This is a genomic window from Fictibacillus sp. FJAT-27399 (genome assembly GCF_001510655.1).
Taxonomy (GTDB): Bacteria; Bacillota; Bacilli; order Bacillales; family Fictibacillaceae; genus Fictibacillus_C; species Fictibacillus_C marinisediminis.
On the sequence record NZ_LMVC01000001.1, the window covers coordinates 541,177 to 565,377 of the forward strand.

Annotated in this window: 22 protein-coding genes; 21 read left to right on the forward strand and 1 reads right to left on the reverse strand. The window is 44.0% G+C overall.

Translation table 11 applies throughout. The features are described from left to right. The first annotated feature begins 169 nt into the window (after positions 1-169). The 19 genes from AR335_RS02795 to AR335_RS02885 all read left to right on the forward strand — a co-directional run bounded on the left by AR335_RS02795 (position 170) and on the right by AR335_RS02885 (position 20,693). Positions 170-895 carry a GntR family transcriptional regulator gene (locus AR335_RS02795; RefSeq protein ID WP_062231828.1) on the forward strand — a complete coding sequence of 242 codons (726 nt, stop codon included), beginning with the start codon at positions 170-172 and terminating at the stop codon, positions 893-895. A gap of 89 nt (positions 896-984) precedes the next feature. Further along, positions 985-2,055, forward strand: a complete 1,071-nt coding sequence (locus AR335_RS02800) for a BMP family lipoprotein (RefSeq protein WP_062231830.1) — start codon at positions 985-987, stop codon at positions 2,053-2,055. Positions 2,056-2,188: 133 nt separating this feature from the next. Next, a complete protein-coding gene (locus AR335_RS02805; RefSeq protein ID WP_062231832.1) occupies positions 2,189-3,718 on the forward strand; it encodes an ABC transporter ATP-binding protein in 1,530 nt (509 codons plus the stop codon). After that, a complete protein-coding gene (locus AR335_RS02810) occupies positions 3,715-4,770 on the forward strand; it encodes an ABC transporter permease (RefSeq protein ID WP_062231834.1) in 1,056 nt (351 codons plus the stop codon). The genes AR335_RS02805 and AR335_RS02810 overlap by 4 nt, the downstream gene beginning before the upstream one ends. After that, positions 4,770-5,732, forward strand: a complete 963-nt coding sequence (locus tag AR335_RS02815; RefSeq protein ID WP_053354435.1) for an ABC transporter permease — start codon at positions 4,770-4,772, stop codon at positions 5,730-5,732. The genes AR335_RS02810 and AR335_RS02815 overlap by 1 nt, the downstream gene beginning before the upstream one ends. 128 nt (positions 5,733-5,860) lie before the next feature. Next, positions 5,861-7,144, forward strand: coding sequence for an EF-P 5-aminopentanol modification-associated protein YfmF (gene yfmF, locus AR335_RS02820; RefSeq protein ID WP_053354434.1), 1,284 nt, complete (start codon positions 5,861-5,863; stop codon positions 7,142-7,144). A gap of 1 nt (position 7,145) precedes the next feature. After that, the gene (yfmH, locus tag AR335_RS02825) at positions 7,146-8,435 is read left to right on the forward strand and encodes an EF-P 5-aminopentanol modification-associated protein YfmH (RefSeq protein WP_062232538.1); all 1,290 of its coding nucleotides are present in this window, start codon (positions 7,146-7,148) and stop codon (positions 8,433-8,435) included. A 60-nt stretch (positions 8,436-8,495) separates the two neighbouring features. After that, positions 8,496-9,221, forward strand: a complete 726-nt coding sequence (ymfI, locus tag AR335_RS02830; protein ID WP_062231836.1) for an elongation factor P 5-aminopentanone reductase — start codon at positions 8,496-8,498, stop codon at positions 9,219-9,221. 98 nt (positions 9,222-9,319) lie between these two features. Further along, complete coding sequence (locus AR335_RS02835; RefSeq protein ID WP_053354432.1) at positions 9,320-9,577, forward strand: DUF3243 domain-containing protein; 258 nt, start codon at positions 9,320-9,322, stop codon at positions 9,575-9,577. Positions 9,578-9,734: 157 nt separating this feature from the next. Then, positions 9,735-10,508, forward strand: coding sequence for a DUF3388 domain-containing protein (locus AR335_RS02840; protein WP_053354431.1), 774 nt, complete (start codon positions 9,735-9,737; stop codon positions 10,506-10,508). 25 nt (positions 10,509-10,533) lie between these two features. Next, positions 10,534-11,418, forward strand: coding sequence for a helix-turn-helix domain-containing protein (locus tag AR335_RS02845; protein ID WP_062231838.1), 885 nt, complete (start codon positions 10,534-10,536; stop codon positions 11,416-11,418). Positions 11,419-11,466: 48 nt separating this feature from the next. Continuing rightward, positions 11,467-12,045, forward strand: coding sequence for a CDP-diacylglycerol--glycerol-3-phosphate 3-phosphatidyltransferase (gene pgsA / locus AR335_RS02850; RefSeq protein WP_053354429.1), 579 nt, complete (start codon positions 11,467-11,469; stop codon positions 12,043-12,045). An 84-nt stretch (positions 12,046-12,129) separates the two neighbouring features. Further along, positions 12,130-13,371, forward strand: a complete 1,242-nt coding sequence (locus AR335_RS02855; RefSeq protein ID WP_062231840.1) for a competence/damage-inducible protein A — start codon at positions 12,130-12,132, stop codon at positions 13,369-13,371. 124 nt (positions 13,372-13,495) lie between these two features. Continuing rightward, positions 13,496-14,545: a recombinase RecA gene (gene recA / locus AR335_RS02860; RefSeq protein ID WP_062231842.1), complete on the forward strand. Its 1,050-nt coding sequence runs from the start codon at positions 13,496-13,498 to the stop codon at positions 14,543-14,545. 416 nt (positions 14,546-14,961) lie between these two features. Next, positions 14,962-16,527, forward strand: coding sequence for a ribonuclease Y (rny, locus tag AR335_RS02865; RefSeq protein ID WP_053354426.1), 1,566 nt, complete (start codon positions 14,962-14,964; stop codon positions 16,525-16,527). Positions 16,528-16,584: 57 nt separating this feature from the next. Further along, positions 16,585-17,379 (forward strand): TIGR00282 family metallophosphoesterase, encoded by a 795-nt coding sequence (locus tag AR335_RS02870; protein WP_053354425.1) that lies wholly within the window; start codon positions 16,585-16,587, stop codon positions 17,377-17,379. Positions 17,380-17,508: 129 nt separating this feature from the next. Beyond that, positions 17,509-17,769: a stage V sporulation protein SpoVS gene (spoVS, locus tag AR335_RS02875; protein ID WP_053354424.1), complete on the forward strand. Its 261-nt coding sequence runs from the start codon at positions 17,509-17,511 to the stop codon at positions 17,767-17,769. Between the two features lie 320 nt (positions 17,770-18,089). Then, complete coding sequence (locus tag AR335_RS02880; RefSeq protein ID WP_062231844.1) at positions 18,090-19,826, forward strand: 2-oxoacid:acceptor oxidoreductase subunit alpha; 1,737 nt, start codon at positions 18,090-18,092, stop codon at positions 19,824-19,826. Continuing rightward, positions 19,827-20,693 carry a 2-oxoacid:ferredoxin oxidoreductase subunit beta gene (locus AR335_RS02885; RefSeq protein WP_053354422.1) on the forward strand — a complete coding sequence of 289 codons (867 nt, stop codon included), beginning with the start codon at positions 19,827-19,829 and terminating at the stop codon, positions 20,691-20,693. It abuts the gene before it with no gap. Between the two features lie 31 nt (positions 20,694-20,724). On the opposite strand, the gene AR335_RS02890 is transcribed toward AR335_RS02885, so the two are convergent. Next, the gene (locus AR335_RS02890) at positions 20,725-21,918 is read right to left on the reverse strand and encodes an MFS transporter (RefSeq protein WP_062231846.1); all 1,194 of its coding nucleotides are present in this window, start codon (positions 21,916-21,918) and stop codon (positions 20,725-20,727) included. A gap of 212 nt (positions 21,919-22,130) precedes the next feature. Here AR335_RS02890 and miaB point away from each other — a divergent pair, with 212 nt between their 5' ends. Then, complete coding sequence (gene miaB / locus AR335_RS02895) at positions 22,131-23,654, forward strand: tRNA (N6-isopentenyl adenosine(37)-C2)-methylthiotransferase MiaB (RefSeq protein WP_062231848.1); 1,524 nt, start codon at positions 22,131-22,133, stop codon at positions 23,652-23,654. Further along, complete coding sequence (locus AR335_RS02900) at positions 23,651-24,082, forward strand: RicAFT regulatory complex protein RicA family protein (protein WP_053354419.1); 432 nt, start codon at positions 23,651-23,653, stop codon at positions 24,080-24,082. The genes miaB and AR335_RS02900 overlap by 4 nt, the downstream gene beginning before the upstream one ends. Positions 24,083-24,201 lie beyond the last annotated feature (119 nt).

The following is a 24,201-nucleotide window of genomic DNA, read 5'->3' on the forward strand; positions in this document are numbered from 1 at the left end:
AATAATGCGTTTATTCTCGGTTTTAAAAAATTCTCTAAAAATAGTATTTATTTCTACAGATAAAAATGATATATTTATGTCGATTATTTTAAATATTTGTCAAATAAACATTACACTGAAAAACAGTAAATTGTTATTGGTTTTGGTTGTCATAGAGGTGAATAACAACGTGTCCATTAAGACGGATCATCGTCTGCTGTATTTAAAAGTTATTGAGAAACTGAAAGCCGACATTGAGAACGGCACTTACGAAGAAGGCGAGAAACTCCCGTCAGAATTTGAGCTTTCTAAACAGCTGGGCATCAGCAGAGCTACATTAAGGGAAGCGCTCCGCATTCTTGAAGACGAAAATGTTCTGATCAGAAAACATGGAGTGGGAACCTTCGTCAGAACCAGAGCACTCTTTTCCTCTGGTATTGAAGAACTCTTCAGTGTGACGGACATGATTGAGCGAGCAGGCAAAAAGGCTTCCACCGTCTTCGTCTCCTCCGTCGTCATTCCTGCAGCTGATGACTTGAAGAATAAGTTTAATCTTGCAGAAGACGAAGAAATCAATGTTGTTGAAAGGGTAAGAACGGCTGATTCTGAACCTGTCGTTTATTGCATCGACCATATACCCGCAGTTTATATGCCATCTGAATCACAGCATAAGTACCTCTCCATGCTTGAAATGCTTGAAAAAGAAGCCGGCAAGCGTGTAATGTATGCGGTAACAAACATTGAACCCCTAGGCTTCCATGAGCGGATTTCGGAGATCCTGGAATGTCCTGAGGAAGCGGCTCTTCTCGTTTTAAAACAGATGCACTATGATCAGAATGATGAGCCTGTTCTTTATTCCTGTAATTACTTTAGAGCTGATAAATTTAACTTTACAGTCGTAAGAAAGCGCTTATAGCTGTCTATCATTTTTAGGGGGTGATGTGCAACACCGTTGTTCAATGTGTTACAAGTGTTATTCGCATAAAAAAATAGGGGGAAAAAGAATTGAAAAAGAGAACTGGAGTTTTATTAAGTCTAGCTTTAGCAGCCGGCACATTGCTTTCTGCCTGTGGTAAGGATGAAGGCGAAAAGTCAACTGGCGGCGGCAAAAAAGATGCATTTAAAGTGGCGATGGTAACAGACACTGGCGGTGTTGACGATAAGTCCTTTAACCAATCTGCTTGGGAAGGGCTTCAAAAGTTCGGTAAAGATAACGATCTTAAAAAAGGTACAGACTTCAAATATCTTCAATCATCCTCTGCAAGTGATTACGCTCCCAACCTGAATTCATTAGTTAGGGAAAAATTTGATCTTGTTTACGGAATCGGATTCTTGATGGCACAGGATATCCAAAAAGTGGCAAAGCAGCAGCCGAACGGACACCTTGCACTTGTTGATATGGTTGTTCCTGAAAAGAACGTTGCGAGCATCACTTTTAAAGAGAACGAAGGTTCATTCCTTGTCGGCCTAATTGCTGGAATGCAGACAAAAACGAACAAAGTCGGTTTTGTCGGCGGCGTGGACAGTGAATTAATCAAAAAGTTTGAAAACGGATTTAAAGCCGGAGTAAAAACGGCTAATCCAAAAGCAGAAATCTTTGTTCAATACGCTGGTGACTTTAACAAAGCTGAAAAAGGCCAAGCGATCGCTAACACGTTCTACGGAAAAGGCGCAGACATTATCTACCATGCAGCTGGCGGAACAGGTAAAGGTGTATTTACCGAAGCGAAGAACCGAGCTAAGAATGGTGAAAAAGTTTGGGTTATCGGTGTTGACCGCGATCAGCACGAAGAAGGTATGCCTGAGGATGTAACATTGACTTCAATGGTCAAGCGTGTAGACAAAGCTGTTGAACAAGTTTCAAAGGATACGATGGATGGAAAATTCCCTGGCGGAAAAGTAGTTGAATTCGGTCTTAATGAAGACGGTGTAGGAATTGCTCCTCACAAAGACAATGTAACGAAAGAAGCATTGGCAAAAGTTGATGAGTACAAAAAGAAAATCCAGGACGGAAGCCTTATGGTTCCTAAAACGGATAAAGAGTTCAAAAAGTTTGAAGCAGATATGAAAAAATAAATGGTAAAAAGTAAAGGCTGGTATTCGTTTACTGGCCTTTATTTACGCAGTGAAAGGTTAGACTTCTGACTCCCTCTGCAGGATGAAGAAACAAGATTGAAAGGTTTATAGTTTGTCATAAGGGGTGAACACAATGGAGTATGTCATTGAAATGAGGAACATCCGCAAGGAATTCCCTGGCATCGTTGCCAATGACAATGTCACATTGCAAGTAAGGAAAGGCGAGATTCATGCTCTTCTCGGTGAGAATGGTGCGGGAAAATCAACGCTCATGAATATTCTCTTCGGATTGTATCAGCCGGAAGAGGGAGAGATCCACGTTAAAGGCCAGAAGATTTCGATCTCTGATCCGAACGTTGCTAACCGTCTTGGAATCGGAATGGTGCATCAGCATTTTATGCTTGTTGAAAACTTCACCGTAACAGAAAATATTATTCTTGGCAAAGAGATAACAACAGCGGGCAGAGTGGATTTGAAAAAAGCAGCGAAAGAAGTAAAAGTCTTATCTGACCGTTATGGCTTGCGAGTAGATCCAAATGCGAAAATCGAGGATATTTCCGTCGGAATGCAGCAGCGTGTGGAAATTTTGAAAACGCTCTATCGCGGAGCTGAAATTTTAATCTTTGATGAGCCGACAGCTGTATTAACTCCTCAGGAGATTCATGAACTTATGGAGATCATGAAAAAGCTAGTGGCAGAAGGAAAATCAATTATACTGATCACCCATAAGCTGAAGGAGATCATGGAAGCTTGTGACCGCTGTACGGTTATTCGCCGAGGCCGGGGAATCGGCACGGTCGACGTTGTTGAAACCAACCCTGATAAATTGGCGGCGATGATGGTCGGGCGCGAGGTAAATTTCAAGGTTGATAAAGAAGATGCTGTGCCAAAAGGGCCTGTACTGCAGATTAATGACCTGGTCGTTGAAGATTCAAGAAAAGTGCCGGTCGTTGACGGGCTGACCCTTGAGATCAAAGCAGGAGAAATCCTCGGCATCGCCGGAGTGGACGGAAACGGACAGACTGAACTTCTCGAAGCGATCACCGGTTTAAGGAAAGCAACCAGCGGCACCATCCAGCTTAACGGCAAGGACATTACGAACCTTAAGCCGAGAAAGGTAACAGAATCCGGAGTGGGGCATATCCCTCAGGACCGACACAAACACGGCCTGGTCCTTGATTTTTCGATCGGTACGAATATGGTGCTTCAAACGTATTACCAACAGCCGTTTTCCAAACATAAAATTCTTCAATTTCCCGCAATTTTTGATAAGGCCAATAATCTTATTAAAGAATTTGATGTGAGAACACCGAGTGAACATACGCTGGCACGTGCATTATCAGGAGGCAACCAGCAGAAAGCGATCATTGCAAGGGAAGTGGACAGAAGTCCCGATTTCCTTATTGCAGCACAGCCTACACGCGGTCTTGATGTTGGTGCAATTGAGTTTATTCATTCCAAACTTATTCAGGAACGTGATAAAGGAAAGGCAGTCCTTCTTCTCTCGTTTGAACTGGATGAAGTAATGAATGTAAGCGACCGCATCGCGGTTATATATGAAGGGAAAATTGTTGCAGTCGTAGATCCAAAACAAACGACTGAACAGGAACTTGGACTGCTCATGGCGGGCGGCAAGAAACAAAAAGCAGGTGATTTGCAATGAATGTAATTAAAGGCCGTTTATTCCATATTCTTGTCCCGGCCATATCCGTGCTATTGGGACTTTTGATCGGCGGTATCATCATGCTGGTCTCAGATTATGATCCCGTCAAAGCCTACTCTGCTTTAATTGAGGGCATTTTCGGAAATGGATACAATATGGGTGAAACGATCCGTGCGGCTTCACCGCTCATTCTTTCGGGATTAGCCGTGGCTTTTGCGTTTCGCACGGGACTTTTTAACATTGGTGTGGAAGGGCAGCTGCTTGTCGGCTGGCTAGCATCGGTCTATGTCGGGATCAACTTTGATCTCCCTAAGATCATCCACCTGCCGCTAGCGGTTATCGCAGGTGCTCTAGCTGGAGCAATCTGGGGAGTGCTTCCAGGTATTCTGAAAGCGCGTTTTAAAGTTCACGAAGTTATTACTACCATCATGATGAACTACATCGCGCTATATGTAACAAATGCCATTATTCGTGCCTATATGCTGGCACCTGGAGAGAGGACGAAGGATATTAAAGAATCAGCATCCCTGGCTTCTCCTTGGCTTCAGCAGCTGACTGATTTTTCTCGTCTTCATTACGGAATTGTTGTAGCAATTATTGGTGCACTTATTATGTGGTTTGTATTATGGAAAACAACAACCGGCTATGAATTAAGAGCAGTCGGCTTCAATCAGCATGCTTCACAGTATGCGGGAATAAGCGTATCGAAAAATATTATCCTAGCCATGGCTATATCAGGTGCCTTTGCGGGTGCTGCGGGAACGATGGAAGGCCTTGGAACCTATCAATATATGACGATCAATAACGCGTTTACAGGGGTAGGATTCGATGGAATCGCCGTTTCCTTGCTCGGAGCCAATGGATCGGTAGGGATCATTGTCGCCGCCCTTTTGTTTGGCGGACTGAAAATCGGTGCTCTTACTATGCAGTCTACAGCAGGAGTTCCCACTGAACTCATTGGAATCGTCATCGCATTGATCATTTTCTTTGTGGCGTCCAGTTACCTTATCCGCTGGCTGACCAACCGATTTACTAAAGGGGGTAAACTTTAATGGACTTCTTCGATATCCTTGCCCTTATTGTGCCTGCTGCGATCGTTTCAGCAGCTCCCCTTATCCTTACTGCTTTGGGCGGAGTTTTCAGTGAACGTTCTGGTGTTGTTAATATTGGACTTGAAGGACTTATGATGTTCGGCGCCTTTTTAGGGGCGATCTTTACCCACTATGGTGAACAATGGGGGTTAGGCGCTGCTTCTCCATGGATGAGTTTTGCAGTAGCTATCGTTGGGGGTGCACTCTTTGCTGTTCCACATGCAGTGGCAAGCATTTCGCTGAAAGCCGATCAAGTCGTCAGCGGTGTTGCTCTTAACTTCCTTGCAGCGGGACTGTCCATCTTTTTGACGAAGAAACTTTTTGATGCAGGCCAGACTCCTGATATTCAGGAACGGATCGGCAAAGGAGATATCCCGGTGCTGTCCAAGATTCCGGTTATCGGAGACCTGTTCTTCTCCAATGCATACTCAACTTCTTTTGTAGCGATTTTCCTGGCTTTTGTGGTATGGTACATCATCTACAAAACGCCGTTCGGCCTTCGTCTTCGTTCTGTCGGTGAACATCCGATGGCTGCTGATACGATGGGGATCAATGTTAATAAAACCCGTTATATTTCTGTTATCATCGGGGGTGCGTTCGCTGGTCTAGGCGGAGCCATCTATGTGGCTTCCATCGCTGGAAACTTCACACAGTCAACGATCTCAGGACAAGGCTTCATGGCTCTTGCTGCGATGATTTTTGGAAAATGGCATCCGCTTGGAGCGATGGGAGCGGCCTTGTTCTTCGGGCTTGCTCAAAGCTTAAGTATCACAGGGGAACAGATCCCTCTTCTCAAGGATATTCCTGATGTTTATCTGCTGATCGCACCTTATGTGCTTACGATTCTTGCACTAGCAGGATTTGTTGGCCGTGCAGATGCTCCCAAGGCATCCGGACAGCCATACGAAAAAGGAAAACGATAATAGACAGGACCTGCTTCAGTTATTGAAGCAGGTTTTTTTGTTTAAAGCAGGAAAAGTCATGATTACTATGGAATGTGGGTACACTAGAAAGTATGATCAACAACCTATTTAAAAAGGGAGGAAGCGAAATGACACTCGTAGACCATCATGTGGCTGACTTGCCCGGTATTACCTTACATACAGTCGAAACCACTAAATATAAAACCACTTCGTTAATTCTTCAGCTGAAAAGTCCGATCGTGGAGGAGGAAGTTACTAAACGTGCCCTGCTTCCCTATGTTTTGCAGAGCGGGACAGAGAGATTTCCTAGCAGTAAAGAGCTCCGTGAAGCGCTGGACAGCCTTTATGGAGCAACCTTGGGGGCGGATCTCTCTAAAAAAGGAGAATATCAGGTTATCACCCTGAGAATTGATGTAGCGAATGAAAAATTTCTATCGGATAATACACCTTTGCTCGACAAGGCGTTTGAACTGCTCTCCGATGTACTGCTCAAGCCGGCAAAACAGGGGAATGCCTTTTTATCCGATATCGTCCAGAAAGAAAAACGGTCGTTAAAGCAGCAGATTGAATCCATATACGATGATAAGATGAGGTATGCCAACAAGCGCCTGATCGAGGAGATGTTCGAAGACGAGCCTTATCGTTTCAATGTATACGGAAGCGAAAAGGAAGTCGATTCCATCACTCCTGAGATTTTATATGATTATTATAAGAAAGTCATCCAGGAAGACGAGGTCCATTTGTATGTCGTGGGAGATGTTTCCAAAGAAATTCTCAAGGATTTTACGGCAAAGCATTTTGTGTTTCCAAATGCTAAAGCAGAGCCGAAACGAGTGGCTTCCTCAGGAAAACGAAGAGTGGATGAAGTGAAAGAGATATTTGAAGAGCAGGAAGTGCAGCAAGGAAAGCTCCATATGGGATACCGCACCTACATTACGTACTGCGATCCCGAATATCTTCCTCTTCAAGTATTCAACGGCGTCTTCGGCGGTTTTTCGCATTCCAAACTGTTCATGAACGTCCGTGAGAAAGAGAGTCTGGCCTATTATGCTGCTTCTCGTTTTGAGAGTCATAAAGGGATTATTTTTGTTATGTCAGGGATTGAAACCAATAATTATGAAAAAACAGTAAAAATCATTAATGAACAGCTAAAAGAAATTCAAAACGGCAACATTTCAGACGGTGAACTGGAGCAGACGAAAGCGATGATCCGAAACCAAATCCTTGAGACGGTGGATGATTCTACAGGTTTGGTGGAGGTACTTTATCACGAAGTAGTCTCCCGGCATAAACGGAGTATTGAGGAATGGCTCGAAGGCATCGAGAATGTTACGAAAGAGCAAGTGATCGGTGTTTCAAAAAAGATTGAACTTGATACGATCTATTTCTTAAGAGGGAGGGGCGATGAATAATATGGAACAAATTCATTTTAAGCAGCTCAAAGAGACCCTAAACTGCAAGACCCTTGAAAACGGACTGAAAGTATTCATTTTAGAAAAAAAGGATTTCAATAAAACCTATGCAACGTTTACGACTAATTATGGATCCGTGGATAATCATTTTGTTCCGCTTGGAAAGAACGAACCAGTCAAGGTGCCGGATGGAATCGCCCATTTCCTGGAGCATAAGCTTTTTGAAAAAGAGCACGGTGACGTTTTTCAGGATTTCAGTAAACAAGGAGCATCGGCCAATGCTTTTACTACCTTTAAACGGACCGCTTATTTGTTTTCAACGACCGGTGATGTTGAAAAGAACCTGACGACGTTGATCGATTTCGTTCAGGCACCCTATTTTACCGAAAAGACGGTGGAGAAAGAAAAGGGAATCATTGGACAGGAGATCAGAATGTACGATGACAACCCGGACTGGCGCGTGTATTTCGGTTTGATCGCCAGCATGTATCAAAACCATCCAGTGTCCATCGACATTGCGGGAACGGTTGAATCGATTGCCAAAATTACAAAAGATGATCTGTATGAATGCTATGAGACCTTCTACCATCCGAGCAACATGCTCCTCTTTATTGTAGGGCCGGTTGATGCAGAAAAGATCATGGATCTTGTCGAGAAGAACCAGGCCGGCAAGGACTATAAAGACAAGCCGCCGATCGAGCGCTTTTTTGATGAGGAACCAGCTCAGCCCGCCAAAAGAAAAGAAGTGTTGAACATGCCGGTTCAAACACCGAAGTGCTATATGGGATATAAAGAGAAACGTCCCAAAAGGCAAGGGAAAGAATTGCTTCTCCGGGAACTCTCCGTCAATTTGCTGCTGGAGATGATGTTTGGAAAGAGCACCAAAAATTACGAGAAGCTTTATAATGATGGGCTGATCGACCCTTCTTTTTCTTTTGACTATACAGAAGAGCAAGGCTACGGTTTCTCCATGATCGGAGGCGATACAACTGATCCTGATGCTTTCGCTGATACCATTTCGCGTATGGTAGAGGATTTCAAGAAAACGGATATCAACCAAGAGGACCTGGAGAGAGCAAGAAAAAAGAAAATCGGTTCTTTTTTAAGAGCGCTGAACTCGCCCGAGTTTATCGCGAATCAATTCACCAGGTATGAATTTAACGGAATGAATCTTTTTGACGTGATCCCGACGTTTGAAGATTTAACGGCTGCACACCTTGAAAAAGCGCTGAGTGACCATTTTCAGGATAGTCAGCTGACCATTTGCCAGGTTAAGAAAAAACAGTCATAATGAAGAAAAAAAAACATCCCTGCTCATAAGCAGGGATGTTTTTAAGCGGGTGAAAATAATATGTCAGGCTGGGTTTTAGTGACAGGGGCAAGCGGCGGGATCGGTTCGAGCATCTGCCGGGCACTTGCGAAAAATGGCTTCAACCTTATTCTCCATTACCATCTGAGCAGCCGGCAAGCAAGAGATCTCCAGCAAGAGGTAACTGCATACGGTGTTGAAACCTTATTGGTGCAGGCAGACTTATCAGATCCTGCCGGAACTGATAAATTGCTGTCATCACTCTTTATGCCGGTTGATGCCGTTATACATAATAGTGCTGGTGCTTATTACGGACTGCTGACAGATATGGACAGCGTGACGGTGCAGAAAATGGTACAGCTGAATTTGACAAGTCCGATCTTGATCACGAAACATCTTCTGCCAGCTATGATGAAGAGAGGAAAAGGAAACATCATCGTCATCTCATCTGTGTGGGGATCAGTAGGGGCTTCGTGTGAGGTCGTTTATTCTGCCGTAAAAGGTGGCCTGAATACATTCGTCAAAGCATTAGCCAAAGAGGCAGCCCCCAACCGCATCAGGGTGAACGGCATCGCTCCCGGCGCGGTCGAGACACGGATGATGGAGGATTTTACTGAGGAAGAATTGAACTCGCTGAAAGACCAGATTCCAGAAGGCCGGCTAGGCCGGACGGAAGAAATGGCGGAAATCGTTATGTTCCTTTTGTCAGACCGCTCATCTTATATCAATGGGCATATTATTTCTGCAACAGGCGGCTGGCATAATTAATCGCAGGAAAGCGCAGAGGAAAATGTCAAATCCCATGCATAATTCATGTTCCTTCTAGAAATATTATAGTATGTACCATATTTTAAGGAGGAAATTAAATGTCAGTATTAGATAATTTTGGACAGTGGAAGAATTTTCTCTCTGACCGTCTTGAACATGCAGAAGGCCAGGGAATGGACCAATCAACCGTTTCCAATTTAGCAACTGAAATCGGAGGATATCTTGCTTCTCATGTAGATCCTAAGAATTCCGAAGAAAAAGTGCTTGCTGACCTTTGGAAGGTTGCCAGCGACGATGAAAAACACGCCATTGCCAATATGATGGTTAAATTAGTCCAGAATGACAACGCACAGTAATTATTAGGATGTTAAGGATTTTTCTTAACAGGGATGTTAAGGATTTTTCTTAACATCCCTTTATTTTTTCTTTCATAATAAATTGAAATCAGATATTATTAATTAATGAAGCGGGAAATTAATGTTAAGCAACAGAAAAAGGAAGGAGAGATGAAGAATGGGCGATCAGGATTGGTATTTGGAATACGAGATAAATAAAAACCGCCCCGGACTTCTTGGTGATATTTCATCTCTTCTCGGGATGCTTGGAATAAATATCGTGACGATCAATGGAGTAGACAATGAGAGAAGAGGATTGCTGTTAATTGTCGACAAACAAGAGAAGGTAGACCGCCTTCGCTCCATTTTACAATCGATGGATAATATTACAGTCACGAAATTCCGTAAACCCAAATTACGAGATATTCTCGCCGTCCGGCATGGACGTTACATACAACGGGACGCAGACGATAAAAAAACATTCAGATTTGTAAGAGACGAACTTGGGCTTCTCGTTGACTTTTTAGCCGAACTGTATAAAGTCGAGGGCCATAAACTGATCGGCATCCGGGGTATGCCAAGGGTCGGAAAGACTGAATCGATCGTAGCATCAAGTGTTTGCGCGAGCAAAAAATGGGTATTTATATCTTCTACGCTGCTCAAGCAAACCATTCGGACACAGCTTGCGGATGATGAATACAGCACAGATAATGTTTATATTATTGACGGCATCGTGTCATCGAGGCGTTCAAATGAAAGGCACTGGCAGCTGGTCAGGGAAATCATGCGTCTTCCATCTGCGAAGGTCATCGAGCATCCAGATGTTTTCGTTCAGCAGACCGAATACAGCATTGACGATTTTGATTATATTATCGAGCTTAGAAACGATCCGAATGAAGAAATTACATATGAAGTAATAGAGACAGATGTAGGATTTTCCGCATTTGAATAACTTCAATTAGTGGAAGGTGGTAAATTTGACTGAATTAGGAAATTATTTAAGAGAAAAAAGGGAAGAAAAAGGTCTTTCTCTTGAACAGCTTCAAACCGAAACAAAAATACAAAAACGTTATCTGCAGGCGATTGAAGAAGGACGATACGAGATTCTACCAGGTTCTTTCTATGCCAGAGCGTTTATAAAAAATTACAGCGAAACAGTAGGACTCAATTTTGAAGAAGTCTTTACCCAATTTGAAAACGAAATTCCAAAAGCCGAAAAAGAACCGACAGAATTTGTTCCCCGATCAGAACGGAATAAGCAGACCCTGGATGCAAAGGACTCTGTATTATCAAGCTGGCTGCCTAAAGTACTGATTTTTGCTTTCGTTCTGGCACTTCTGATCGGCGTTTGGGCCTACCTTGCCAACAGAGGGAATGACGGCGCTGATTCAAAGGACTCAAATAAACCTGCCAGTGTTCAGCTTGATAAGAGCAAGAAGGCTGAGAATACAAACAAGGCCAAAGATAAAAAACCGGAGAAGCCCGCGAATAGTGATTCACCAAAGAAACCGGCAGAACCGAAGAAAAAAGAATTTACTCTGACCAAGCAGGCTACACAGGGAATTACCACTACATATGAGCTAAGCCAGGCGGATGACTTTAAAATCGCCTTTAAGATGGACGGGCCGGTATATCTCGAAGTGAAAACAGGCAGCAAGACATTGGCTGGCAAGATGTTTAAAAAAGGTGATACAGCCAGCTATGACTTATCAGGTGAGAAAGATGTTGAACTTAATATTGGTGCCGCCAATTTTGCAAAAATGACGATCAATGAAAAACCGTTCTCATATCCGATTCCGCCTGTTAAGAGGGGAATTCACCAAAGGATCGTCATTAAAAACACGGCTTCCGGCAAACAATAACTTACGTAGAGCGCCGTGTAATGATTGTCAAAATTGGAGGAAATAAAAATGAACTTGCCTAATAAAATTACAATTTCAAGGATCTTACTTATTCCTGTATTCATGATCGTTCTTCTTGCCCCTTTTGATTGGGGAAAGGTAACATGGCTGGATGTTGATATTCCAGTCACCCATTTGGCTGCCGCCCTGATTTTCATCATTGCATCCTGTACAGACTGGGTAGACGGATATTATGCGAGAAAACTCAACCTTGTTACAAACTTTGGGAAGTTTTTAGACCCTCTTGCGGATAAACTGCTGGTTACCGCTGCGTTTGTTGCCCTTGTTGAAGTAGGCTATGCACCGGCATGGATGGTCATCATTATCCTGAGCAGGGAGTTCGCGGTGACTGGCATACGCCTTGTAGCAGCAGCTGAAGGTGCAGTAATTGCAGCAAGCCAGATGGGCAAGCTGAAAACATGGATCCAGATCATTGCCATTTCTGCATTGCTGCTGCACAACATACCATTTGAATGGATCGGTATCCCATTCGCTCAGATCAGCCTGTGGGCAGCTACACTCATCACTCTATATTCAGGATGGGAATATTTTATTCAAAACAAAGAAGTTATGCTAAAATCAAAATAACAGCAGGAACAGGAGAGAAGATCTCCTGTTTTTTTTATCAGAAAAATCTTCGTTTAAAAACGTACAATACGGGGGAATACGCAAATGAATGCAGAAATCATTGCCGTTGGAAGCGAGCTCTTGTTGGGACAGATTGCAAACACAAATGCTAAATTTATCTCTGCTGAATTGGCAGACTTAGGGATCAATGTTTTCTATCATTCCGTCGTGGGCGATAATCCGAAACGGCTGGAATCTGTCATAAAAACAGCACAGAGCCGTTCAAATCTTCTCATCTTTACCGGAGGTCTCGGACCGACGAAAGATGATCTCACTAAAGAAACCATCGCCACTGTTCTGGTAAAGAACCTGGTCTATGACCAAGAAGCGATGGATCATATTGAAATGTACTACAAAAGAACAGGCAGGGTCATGTCTGAGAACAATAGAAAGCAGGCACTTGTTCTTGAAGGTTCTGAGATTTTGCCGAACAAACCCGGCATGGCTCCGGGAATGGCGCTGCATGAAGACGGACTGTCCTATATTCTTCTCCCGGGTCCTCCCAAAGAAATGCAGCCGATGTTCAGCAGCTTTGCGGTTCCTTATCTTTCAGGAAGACTGCCTGGAAAAGAGCCGATCGTCTCACGGGTTCTTCGTTTCTTCGGGATTGGAGAATCACTGCTTGAAGCGACACTTCAGGACATTATCGATCAGCAGAGTAATCCGACTGTGGCGCCTCTCGCTGGAAACCATGAAGTTACGCTTAGGCTCTCAGCAAAATTTCTGGACAACAAGATTGCCCAAGAGCAGCTGGACGTGCTGGAAGGAAAAATCCGTGAGCGGGTAGGAGAGTTCCTATACGGATACGGAGATGATTCCTTGCAAAAAGCAGCAGCAGAACAGCTGAAAGATAAAAAGCTGACCGTTTCTTCTGCCGAGAGTCTGACAGGCGGATGGTTTGGAAAGCAGATAACCGACATGCCGGGCAGTTCGGAAATATTCAAAGGCTCAGTTGTTTGTTATACGAATGAGATAAAAGAGCAGCTGCTCGGTGTTTCTCATGAGCTGCTTGTGTCCGAGGGAGCGGTCAGCGAGAACTGCGCGAAACAGATGGCGGAAAAGGTAAGAAATCTGACCGGATCGGATATCGGCATCAGTTTTACCGGGGTTGCAGGACCGGGACCAAGTGAAAACAAAGAAGCCGGCACGGTCTTTATCGGACTGGCGGATGAAACAGGCACCGAGGTGTACCCGCTGGCATTATCCGGTTCGAGGACCGCTGTCAGAGAGAGGTCTGTGATGTACGGATTGTTTTACTTATTATCAAAGGTCAAAAAAGGACAATAAAAAAATCGAATAAATGTTCGCAAAAAGATTGGCAAACGGTGAAAAAAGAAGTAAAATAAAGCTATAGGAAATGACATCACAATGTACTTACATGTGCAATGATATAAATTTGAGGAGTGATTACATGAGCGACCGCAAAGCGGCATTGGAAATGGCCTTGCGCCAGATTGAAAAACAATTCGGAAAAGGATCCATCATGAAACTTGGCGAGCAGGCTGAACAGAGAGTTTCCACCATCTCCAGCGGATCTCTTGCGCTTGATATCGCACTTGGCGTAGGCGGCTATCCAAGAGGGCGGATCATCGAAGTATACGGACCTGAATCATCCGGTAAGACAACAGTTGCTCTGCATGCGATTGCAGAAGTGCAGAGAAACGGCGGACAAGCTGCATTCATTGATGCAGAACATGCGCTTGATCCTGTCTATGCCCAAAAGCTCGGCGTAAACATTGATGAGCTTCTTTTATCTCAGCCGGATACTGGCGAACAGGCTCTTGAGATCGCGGAAGCCCTTGTCCGAAGCGGAGCAGTGGATATTCTGATCATTGACTCGGTTGCGGCTTTGGTTCCTAAAGCAGAGATCGAAGGAGAAATGGGAGATTCCCACGTAGGTCTTCAGGCAAGACTGATGTCTCAGGCATTAAGAAAACTTTCCGGAGCGATCAGCAAATCAAAAACCATCGCGGTATTCATTAACCAGATCCGTGAAAAAGTCGGCGTGATGTTCGGGAACCCGGAAACTACACCTGGGGGCCGTGCATTAAAGTTCTATTCTTCCGTCCGTTTGGAAGTACGCCGTGCTGAAACATTGAAACAGGGCACGGATATGGTAGGGAACAAAACAAGAATTAAAGTGGTTAAGAATAAAGTGGCTCCTCCATTCAAGACGGCGGAAGTAGACATCATGTACGGTGAAGGGATTTCAAGAGAAGGTGAAATCCTTGATATCGGTTCCGATATTGACGTCGTTCAAAAAAGCGGTGCCTGGTATTCCTTTGAAGGAGACCGCCTTGGCCAGGGAAGAGAGAATTCCAAACAATTCCTGAAAGAGAACAAGGAAGTAGCAGAAGAGATCATTACACAGATCAGAAGCTACTATCGCCTCGGTGAAGAAGCCAACACTCCAGAACCTGCAACAAAGGAAGAAACAGAGGAGTTTGAATTATCCGAATAGCATTTTAGACCGTACATACCTGCTATGTACGGTTTTTTTAGAAGGATAGGAAAGTATTAGTTTTAAAGGGATTTGTGGGATAAATAGATTGCGTAATTTCTGCAAAAAAGCTGCGGTTCACGCTTGGCGGCCGCGGCCGGACAGGGGCACTGCCCTGTCTGCTCATGGTCCGATAATTTCCTTTGATTGGATATAAATAAAACTTGCCAATTTTGAAAGGAAGATTTATCATAGATAATTTGACATCTCTTGACATAACGTGCTGTCCTTTATAAAATGGAGATATACTTTGATTTCATTTGAAATTAAAAGATATAACCTGAAATGAGAATGGCATGACTTGTGCACAACACTTTGTTACACGAATGATGCTTATGACCCAGTAAAAAAAGTAGATAGCAAGAGGAGGTGGAAACATGGAAAACATTATTGTCTTCATCTCCAGTTTGCTTGTCTCAGCAGGTGTCGGTGCAGTTGTCGGATATCTTGTTAGGAAAAAAATTGCCGAAGCAAAAATTTCAAGCGCGGAAAATGCTGCTGCTCAGATCGTTGAAGAAGCAAAGCGAGATGGGGAAGCGAGCAAGAAGGAAGCCCTGCTTGAAGCCAAGGATGAAATCCATAAGCTAAGAACAGAAGCAGAGCGCGACATTCGTGAACGCAGAAATGAGCTTCAGAGACAAGAACAACGATTGGTACAAAAAGAAGAGATTCTTGACCGGAAAAGTGAGACTCTTGATAAAAAAGAGGAATCATTGGAGAAACGTGAGGAGTCTCTCACCAAAAAACAACGACAAATTGAAGAGATTGAAAGCAAAGTGGAGGAGCTGCTCAGAGAGCAGCAAAGAGAACTGGAACGTATATCCGGCTTTACGCGTGAAGAAGCCAAGCTGATCATCATGGGCGAGGTAGAAAACGAAGTTTCTCATGAAATGGCTATGATGGTGAAGGATATGGAAAATCGCGCTAAAGAAGAAGCGGATAAAAAAGCAAAAGAGATTCTTTCTCTTGCTATCCAGCGATGCGCGGCTGACCACGTTGCTGAAACGACAGTTTCTGTCGTGAACTTGCCAAATGATGAGATGAAGGGCCGAATTATCGGGCGTGAAGGACGAAATATCCGTACGCTGGAAACGCTAACAGGCATTGATTTGATTATTGATGATACGCCTGAAGCCGTCATTCTTTCTGGTTTTGACCCAATCCGCAGGGAAATTGCCCGTATGGCGCTTGACAAGCTCGTTCAAGATGGCAGAATTCATCCTGCCAGAATCGAAGAGATGGTTGAAAAATCTCGCCGTGAAGTGGATGAGTATATCAGAGAAGTAGGTGAGCAGACTACTTTTGAAGTAGGAGTTCATGGACTTCATCCTGATTTGATTAAGATCTTAGGGCGTTTGAAGTACCGTACAAGCTACGGCCAAAATGTATTGAAACATTCAATGGAAGTAGCGTACCTCGCCGGTTTGATGGCAGCAGAAATTGGAGAAGATGTTCATTTGGCCCGCCGTGCTGGTTTGCTTCATGACATTGGGAAAGCGATTGATCATGAAGTAGAAGGCAGCCACGTCGATATCGGTGTGGAATTGGCAACCAAGTATAAGGAACATCCAGTAGTTATCAATTCAATTGCTTCCCATCACGGAGATACTGAACCTACTTCAATTATCGCTACTCTTGTTGCCGCCGCTGATGCATTGTCAGCAGCAAGACCTGGAGCTAGACGTGAAACGTTGGAAACATATATCAGACGTCTGGAAAAACTCGAAGAGATTTCCGAGTCGTTTGACGGCGTGGAAAAATCATTTGCGATCCAGGCCGGAAGAGAAATCAGAATCATGGTTAAACCAGATTTAGTCGATGATTTGGCTTCTTACCGTTTAGCACGGGATATTACGAAAAAAATTGAAAATGAACTGGATTATCCAGGACATATTAAAGTAACAGTCATTCGGGAAACAAGAGCTGTTGAGTACGCAAAATAAAGTGGTGTATACCACTTTATTTTGTTTTTATACAGAATGCAGTAAAAGGAGTTCTTCATGAAGATTTTATTTGTAGGGGACGTCGTTGGATCTCCAGGCAGAAAGATGATCGACACGTATCTGCCTAAATTAAAACGTAAATATCAGCCGCTTATTACGATTGTGAACGGTGAAAACGCTGCCCATGGCAGGGGGATTACCGGAAAGATCGTAAAGGGGATTTTTGAAGCGGGGGCACAGGCCATCACACTCGGAAATCACGCGTGGGACAATAGAGAGATTTTTGAGATCATCGACACTACTCCCCAATTGGTTAGGCCAGCGAATTTTCCTGTTGGGACACCAGGCAACGGATCAGCTCTCATAAAGATGAACCAGCTTGAAATCGGCATCATTAATTTACAAGGACGGACATTTCTCCCTCCTCTCGACTGCCCTTTTGAAAAGGCTGAACAACTGGTTGAAGAGTTGCGGAAGCGGACGCCGATTATCTTTGTCGATTTTCATGCAGAAGCAACAAGTGAAAAGCAAGCGATGGGCTGGTTCCTCGACGGCAAAGTAACAGCGGTCGTTGGCACGCATACCCATGTCCAGACTGCGGATCAGCGAATTCTTCCACAAGGAACCGCTTACTTGACAGATGTAGGGATGACCGGCCCGTATGACGGGATATTAGGGATGGATCGGGAAGCTGTTTTGAAAAAGTTTCTTACCAGTTTACCGGTAAGGTTTGAAGTTTCTTCCGGAAGGGAACAGTTAAGTGGCGTTTTAATAGAGTGTGATCCTGCAACTGGAAAAGCGAAAACGATCAAGACCATTTTGATTAACGACGACCACCCGTTTTTTGAATAAGAGTACTTTTGGTATAACAATTTACGCTTGCCAGCATATTGTTGTAAACTTTTCCATACTGCAGGAATACGGGCTCTTACCAATGAATATAGTAGAATTGGTATCATATCTCTAAGGAGGTACAAATTAATGGAAATATTAAAAGTTTCAGCAAAATCCAACCCTAATTCTGTAGCTGGTGCACTCGCCGGAGTTCTTCGTGAAAGAGGAGGAGCTGAAATTCAAGCAATTGGGGCCGGTGCATTAAACCAAGCCGTTAAGGCAGTAGCAATCGCACGAGGATTTGTAGCGCCTAGCGGAGTTGACCTCATTTGTATTCCTGCGTTTACCGATATTTTGATTGATGGAGAAGAAAGAACTGGGATTAAGCTGATTGTCGAGCCACGTTAACTAAAAACAGTAAGCTGCCTGTTTGCCTTTTTGCGCAAACAGGTTTTTTTGAGTGCATAAATGTGGGTGAGAGCATACAAAAATTCACTGACGCCACCTATTAATTTTTCAATGAATACTTGCTTTTTTGTGAAGTTAGGTCTAGAATTGTAAACGTTTAGTACATATTTTTTAACAACGATCTTTATACCCATCTTAGTGATCAGCGCGCTTATTTTCTTTCGGAAAATAGCGTATTTTTATACATGGAGACTTATGTTTTCTCCAGAAAACGCAATTGGTGAGTATATAGAATGATAAGCATAGAAGGGGTGGAGTTCATGATTGATCAACTTTCCTGGAAAGTTGGCGGACAGCAAGGGGAAGGGATAGACAGTACCGGAGAAATTTTTGCAATGGCCTTAAATCGTCTTGGATACTATCTCTACAGTTATCGGCACTTTTCTTCACGTATTAAAGGCGGACATACGAACAACAAGATTCGTGTCAGCACGAAACAAACAAGGTCGATCTCGGATGATCTTGATATTTTAATCGCGTTTGACCAGGAAACCATTGATGTAAATATTCATGAGATGCGGGACGGAGGAGTCGTCATCGGCGACGCGAAGTTTAATCCAGTTGTTCCGGAAGGCTCAAAAGTAAGGCTCTTTTCAGTCCCGTTCACGGAAATAGCGAATGAGCTTGGCACTTCCTTGATGAAGAATATGGTGGCCATCGGCGCTACGAGTGCAGTGCTCGATCTGCCGGCTGAATCGTACATAGATGTGGTTGAGGAAATCTTTTCAAGAAAAGGCGCTAAAGTCGTAGAAAAGAATATGGATGCAATCCGCAAAGGCGCTGAGTTCTTTAATGAAGCAGCAGGCGGTCCGCTCGAGGGGTTCCAGCTAAATAAAGCTGACGGAAAAAAACGTATGTTTATGATCGGCAATGATGCCATCGCTCTTGGATTTGTAGCTGGCGGTGTCCGCTTCATGGCGGCTTATCCGATCACTCCGGCCTCTGAGATTATGGAATACCTCATTAAAAAACTTCCTCAGTTTGGCGGAACAGTTATCCAGACTGAAGATGAGATCGCAGCTTGTACAATGGCCATCGGCGCTAACTATGCTGGTGTACGTACTGTGACTTCTTCTGCGGGTCCTGGTTTATCCCTCATGATGGAATCCATCGGCCTTGCAGGAATGACAGAAACACCGCTCGTCGTCGTTGATACACAGCGCGGCGGTCCAAGTACAGGGCTTCCGACCAAACAGGAACAGTCGGATTTAATGGCGATGATCTACGGTACACATGGTGAGATTCCAAAGGTCGTCATGGCGCCAAGCACAGCTCAAGAAGCTTTCTATGATGCTGTAGAAGCATTGAATATTGCAGAAGAGTACCAATGCCCGGTTATTTTACTGACTGATCTTCAGCTTTCTCTAGGCAAGCAATCCGTAGAACCGCTTGATTTCAGCAAAGTTGAAATCCGCCGCGGCACCCTGGATTTGAATGCAGAGCTTCCTGAAGAAGAAGGCGGCTACTATAAACGCTATGAACTGACGGATTCCGGAGTATCTCCTCGTGTCATCCCGGGCATGAAAAACGGCATTCATCACGTGACAGGCGTCGAGCACGACGAAACGGGCAAGCCGTCAGAAGTTGCTGCAAACCGCTTGAAGCAGATGGATAAGCGTCTCCGAAAACTGAAGAACCTGAAATTCAACACGCCGGTCGTAAAATATACCCCGAATGAAGAGGCTGATCTTCTACTTGTCGGGTTCAACTCCACAAGAGGCGTGATTGAGGAGGTTATTCCTCGTCTGGAAGCGGAAGGAATCAAAGTAAACCATGCACATCTACGTTTGATTCATCCATTCCCGGTTGAAGAGATGAAGACTTTAATTGATTCAGCGAAAAAGGTAGCGGTCATTGAGAATAATGCCACTGGACAGCTGGCCAATATCCTGAAAATGAACCTGGGTTCTCATCACAAGATTGAGAGCATCTTAAAATATGACGGTAATCCATTTCTTCCTTCTGAAATTTTCAATAAATGCAAGGAGCTGGTTTAAATGGCGACGTTTAAAGACTTCAGAAATTCAGTAAAACCGAACTGGTGCCCTGGCTGCGGCGACTTTTCCGTGCAGGCATCCATACAGCGGGCGGCAGCAAACGTCGGGCTTGAACCGAACGACCTAGCAGTGATCTCGGGGATCGGCTGTTCCGGGCGTATCTCCGGTTATATTAAATCCTATGGCTTCCATGGCATTCACGGCCGTGTTCTTCCAATCGCCCAAGGCGTGAAAATGGCCAACCGTGATCTGACAGTTATTGCCTCTGGAGGAGACGGTGATGGATTCGCTATCGGAATGGGCCATACCGTTCATGCGATCCGAAGAAATATTGACGTAACCTATATTGTAATGGACAACCAAATCTACGGATTAACGAAGGGGCAGACTTCTCCCCGCTCTGCTGAAGGGTTTAAAACGAAAAGTACGCCGGAAGGTTCTGTAGAGTCCGCTATCGGAGTGATGGAACTTGCTCTTACAGCAGGTGCAACGTTCGTTGCGCAAAGCTTTTCAAGCGACCTGAAAGAACTGACTGCGATCATACAAAAAGGGATTGAACATAAAGGCTTCTCATTGATCAATGTGTTCTCTCCCTGTGTAACCTATAATAAGGTAAACACATATGACTGGTTCAAAGAACACCTAACAAGCCTTGATACGATCGAAGGCTATGATCCTTCCAATCGGATGATGGCGATGCAGACTCTGATGGAAAACGACGGACTCGTCAAAGGCATCATCTATCAGAATACAGTAAAACCTTCCTATCAGGACCTTGCCCACGGATACAGCAAGGATGCATTATCCAAAGCGGACCTGAAGATGGATGAAGAGAAATTTAACGGCTTACTTGCCGAATTTATGTAATAAATAAAAAAGGCATCCTGAACATTCATGTTCAGGATGCCTTTTTATGATTGCGCAGCGCAAGTTCAAGTTTTTTGTTTCTGACAATGGAGACCATATTGATGAGCAGGAAAATGATCGTGATATAAAAGATATCTTTAATGTTATAGGCCGCAGCTACAAAGGTTCCCAGCAATGGGCCGAACAGGTTCCCGAGAAAACGGGCAGAAGAGCTAATTCCAAAAGCGGTAGCCTGCAGGTTTGGAGGTGCCAGTTTTTTTACGAGAACATTCAGTGAAGGTATCATTCCTCCGATAAATAGGCCTAATAAAAATCTGCCTGCTAACAGGACCTTTACATCGGTAGCCAGAACTTGAGGCAGAAAAGCAAATGCAGCCATGATCAAAGAGAAGATGAGAACTTTCCGCTGTCCATAGCGGTCGCCGATTCTTCCAAGGATCGGTGACCCGATCAGGTTAGCAATACCCGTTACGGCACTGATCAGCCCTACGACTAAAGTCAAATGGCTGCCATGGTAAATCGTCCTGGTGTAAAGGGTGATGATCGGCTGGATACTCATCATTGCCAGCTGGGTGATGGCAGCCGCGATAAATACAGGAAACAGGGGTTTAAGTGCTCCCCATTCGTTTTTCTTTTTGATGCTTCTTTCCTTATTAACAGCTACATCTTCTTTAATAAAGAACATGACGACCATCCCTGCGATCAAAATAAGTCCTCCTGTGACAAAAAAGACACCTTCAAACCCAAAGATCTCAGACAGGAAGCCTCCGATTAGAGGACCGATCAGTGTGCCGACAATCTGGCCGGTCTGCAGTGTGCCGAGGGACCTTCCTGCATCTTTGTCTGGTGTGACGGAAGCCTGGAGGGAGATGGACATGGAGATAAAACCGGAGAACAGACCATTGATCAGACGCAATACGAGAAGCTGTTCCGGCCCTGTCACAAGCCCCATTAAAGCTGTGACAGTTCCCATCCCTATAGCAGAACGGATGAGCATGACCTTTCGTCCATATCGGTCAGCAAGTGAGCCCCATAGCGGCTGAAATAAAAAAGAAGTGATAAACTGAGCAGAAAAAATCCAACCTGTCCAATGTTCAACACTTTGAATATTTGAAACTCCAAGTTTTTCAATATATAGTGGCAAAAAGGGGATGATCAAGCTCATTCCTGCGGCGATCAGAAAATTGGCCGGCCAAAGAATCCAAAGTGATCGTTTCCAATACATTGCAGCATCATCTCTTTCATATACGGTTTCTGCCTTTTATTTTACTCCTATCATTTAATAAAGTGAAATTTAAGTATTCTTAATTATTAAGTATTATTGATATTTTGAAGGGACACCAATCATTCCTTTTACAATCGAAGTCTGTTATAATATTGAAGTTATCAGAGAAAAACACCTCTAGAGTTTCGCTGTTTGCAAGGGAGGAAATTGCAATGAACCAACAGGGATCGAATCCTGTGAAAGATAAAAATAAAACCTCTAAGGATTACGCCAGCTATTTTCAAACTACGTACCAGCCGCCTTCCTTAAAGGACGCTAAAAAACGCGGAAAAGAAGAAATTAAGATTGTAAAAGATTTTGTAATTGATGATGATTTACGAAGAATTGGAAATGGCAAGAAATTTTATATCAGGACCTATGGCTGCCAGATGAATGAGCATGATACGGAAATCATGGCCGGAATTCTCGGAGACATGGGCTATGAAGCTACGACAGAAGTGATGGATGCCGATCTAATCCTGCTTAATACATGTGCCATCCGAGAGAACGCCGAGAATAAGGTTTTCGGTGAACTGGGACATCTCAAGCCGCTGAAAGTGGACAAACCTGATCTATTGATCGGGGTCTGCGGCTGCATGTCTCAAGAAGAATCTGTTGTCAATAAATTGTTGAAAACCTATAATCAGGTGGATATGATATTCGGTACCCATAACATCCACAGACTTCCGCAGATCGTGAAAGAAGCTTATCTTTCAAAAGAACGAGTCGTTGAAGTATGGTCCAAAGAGGGAGATATCGTTGAGAATCTTCCGCGTGTACGAAAAGGCAACATTCAGGGATGGGTCAACATCATGTACGGCTGCGACAAGTTCTGTACGTACTGTATCGTTCCTTATACGCGAGGGAAGGAAAGAAGCCGCCGTCCGGAAGATATCATTGAAGAAGTAAGGCACCTTGCCCGCAACGGCTATCAGGAAGTAACTCTCTTGGGGCAAAACGTGAACGCTTACGGAAAAGACTTTGAAGATATTAAATTCGGTCTCGGTGACCTGATGGATGAGATCCGTAAGATTGACATTCCGAGGATCCGCTTTACGACAAGTCATCCGCGGGATTTTGATGATCATCTGATTGAAGTACTCGCGAAGGGCGGAAACTTGGTCGAACATATCCACCTTCCTGTCCAGCACGGCAACAGTGACATTTTAAAGCTTATGGCGAGAAAGTATACGCGTGATCACTATCTTGAGCTCGTTGGAAAAATTAAGAAGGCCATTCCAAATGCCGCTTTAACGACAGATATCATCGTTGGTTTCCCGAACGAGACAGAAGAGCAGTTTGAGGAAACGCTGTCTCTCGTAAAAGAAGTCGAGTACGATGCTGCCTATACCTTTATTTATTCACCGCGGGAAGGAACACCAGCCGCCAAGATGGCTGATAATGTGCCTTTAGAAACGAAAAAAGAAAGACTGCAGCGTTTGAATTCAATCTTAAACGATATTTCGCTGAGCAAGAACCAAGCTTACCTCGACACGGTCGTTGACGTGCTCGTTGAAGGGGAAAGCAAGAAGAATCCAGATGTATTATCAGGGCATACCACAACGAATAAAGTGGTGAACTTTAAAGGGCCGAAACATCTCATCGGAAAGATTGTAAAGGTTCATATTAAAGATGCGAAAACGTGGACGTTAAGCGGGGATCTACTAGAAGAAAAGGCGGGGGTGTTAGAGGGATGACATATACAAAAAGTGATATTTTAGACAAAGCAAAAGAGCTGGCAGAAATGATTGCACAAACAGAGGAAGTTGATTTTTTCAAAAAGGCGGAACAGCAGATCAACGAAAACGGCACCGTTTCCTTCTTGATCGCACAGATTAAAAAGCTGCAGAAAGAAGCGGTCAACCTTCAGCATTACGGCAAGCAGGAAGCCCACAAAGAAGTCGAAGAAACGATCGATAACCTGATGAAGGAAATGGACAGTATTCCGGTAGTCCTGGAGTTCAAACAATCTCAGGCTGATGTGAACGATATTTTGCAGATGGTTTCCCATACGATTTCTAATACAGTCACCGATGAGATCATCGAGTCTACAGGCGGAGACCTTTTAAAAGGAACAACAGGCTCTGCGGACGGATGTTCAACCGGAAGCTGCGGCTGTCATTAATAGGAAAGATCAGAAGAATCTAACATTCTTCTGATCTTTTTTTGTTTGAAAACCAACAGTATAAAAGAAAGTAATACAGTTAACCGTCTTTGTAATTTCACGTACCGTATTTTAATAAT

Excerpts from the sequence above, each read along its gene's own strand:
- miaB (WP_062231848.1), top strand. The coding sequence starts at position 22,131 with ATGAACCAACAGGGATCGAATCCTGTGAAAGATAAAAATAAAACCTCT.
- yfmF (WP_053354434.1), top strand. The coding sequence starts at position 5,861 with ATGACACTCGTAGACCATCATGTGGCTGACTTGCCCGGTATTACCTTA.
- AR335_RS02890 (WP_062231846.1), bottom strand. The coding sequence starts at position 21,918 with ATGTATTGGAAACGATCACTTTGGATTCTTTGGCCGGCCAATTTTCTG.
- yfmH (WP_062232538.1), top strand. The coding sequence starts at position 7,146 with ATGGAACAAATTCATTTTAAGCAGCTCAAAGAGACCCTAAACTGCAAG.
- AR335_RS02870 (WP_053354425.1), top strand. The coding sequence starts at position 16,585 with ATGAAGATTTTATTTGTAGGGGACGTCGTTGGATCTCCAGGCAGAAAG.
- AR335_RS02810 (WP_062231834.1), top strand. The coding sequence starts at position 3,715 with ATGAATGTAATTAAAGGCCGTTTATTCCATATTCTTGTCCCGGCCATA.
- ymfI (WP_062231836.1), top strand. The coding sequence starts at position 8,496 with ATGTCAGGCTGGGTTTTAGTGACAGGGGCAAGCGGCGGGATCGGTTCG.
- AR335_RS02885 (WP_053354422.1), top strand. The coding sequence starts at position 19,827 with ATGGCGACGTTTAAAGACTTCAGAAATTCAGTAAAACCGAACTGGTGC.
- recA (WP_062231842.1), top strand. The coding sequence starts at position 13,496 with ATGAGCGACCGCAAAGCGGCATTGGAAATGGCCTTGCGCCAGATTGAA.
- AR335_RS02900 (WP_053354419.1), top strand. The coding sequence starts at position 23,651 with ATGACATATACAAAAAGTGATATTTTAGACAAAGCAAAAGAGCTGGCA.
- pgsA (WP_053354429.1), top strand. The coding sequence starts at position 11,467 with ATGAACTTGCCTAATAAAATTACAATTTCAAGGATCTTACTTATTCCT.
- AR335_RS02840 (WP_053354431.1), top strand. The coding sequence starts at position 9,735 with ATGGGCGATCAGGATTGGTATTTGGAATACGAGATAAATAAAAACCGC.
- spoVS (WP_053354424.1), top strand. The coding sequence starts at position 17,509 with ATGGAAATATTAAAAGTTTCAGCAAAATCCAACCCTAATTCTGTAGCT.
- AR335_RS02835 (WP_053354432.1), top strand. The coding sequence starts at position 9,320 with ATGTCAGTATTAGATAATTTTGGACAGTGGAAGAATTTTCTCTCTGAC.
- AR335_RS02880 (WP_062231844.1), top strand. The coding sequence starts at position 18,090 with ATGATTGATCAACTTTCCTGGAAAGTTGGCGGACAGCAAGGGGAAGGG.
- AR335_RS02805 (WP_062231832.1), top strand. The coding sequence starts at position 2,189 with ATGGAGTATGTCATTGAAATGAGGAACATCCGCAAGGAATTCCCTGGC.
- AR335_RS02815 (WP_053354435.1), top strand. The coding sequence starts at position 4,770 with ATGGACTTCTTCGATATCCTTGCCCTTATTGTGCCTGCTGCGATCGTT.
- AR335_RS02855 (WP_062231840.1), top strand. The coding sequence starts at position 12,130 with ATGAATGCAGAAATCATTGCCGTTGGAAGCGAGCTCTTGTTGGGACAG.
- rny (WP_053354426.1), top strand. The coding sequence starts at position 14,962 with ATGGAAAACATTATTGTCTTCATCTCCAGTTTGCTTGTCTCAGCAGGT.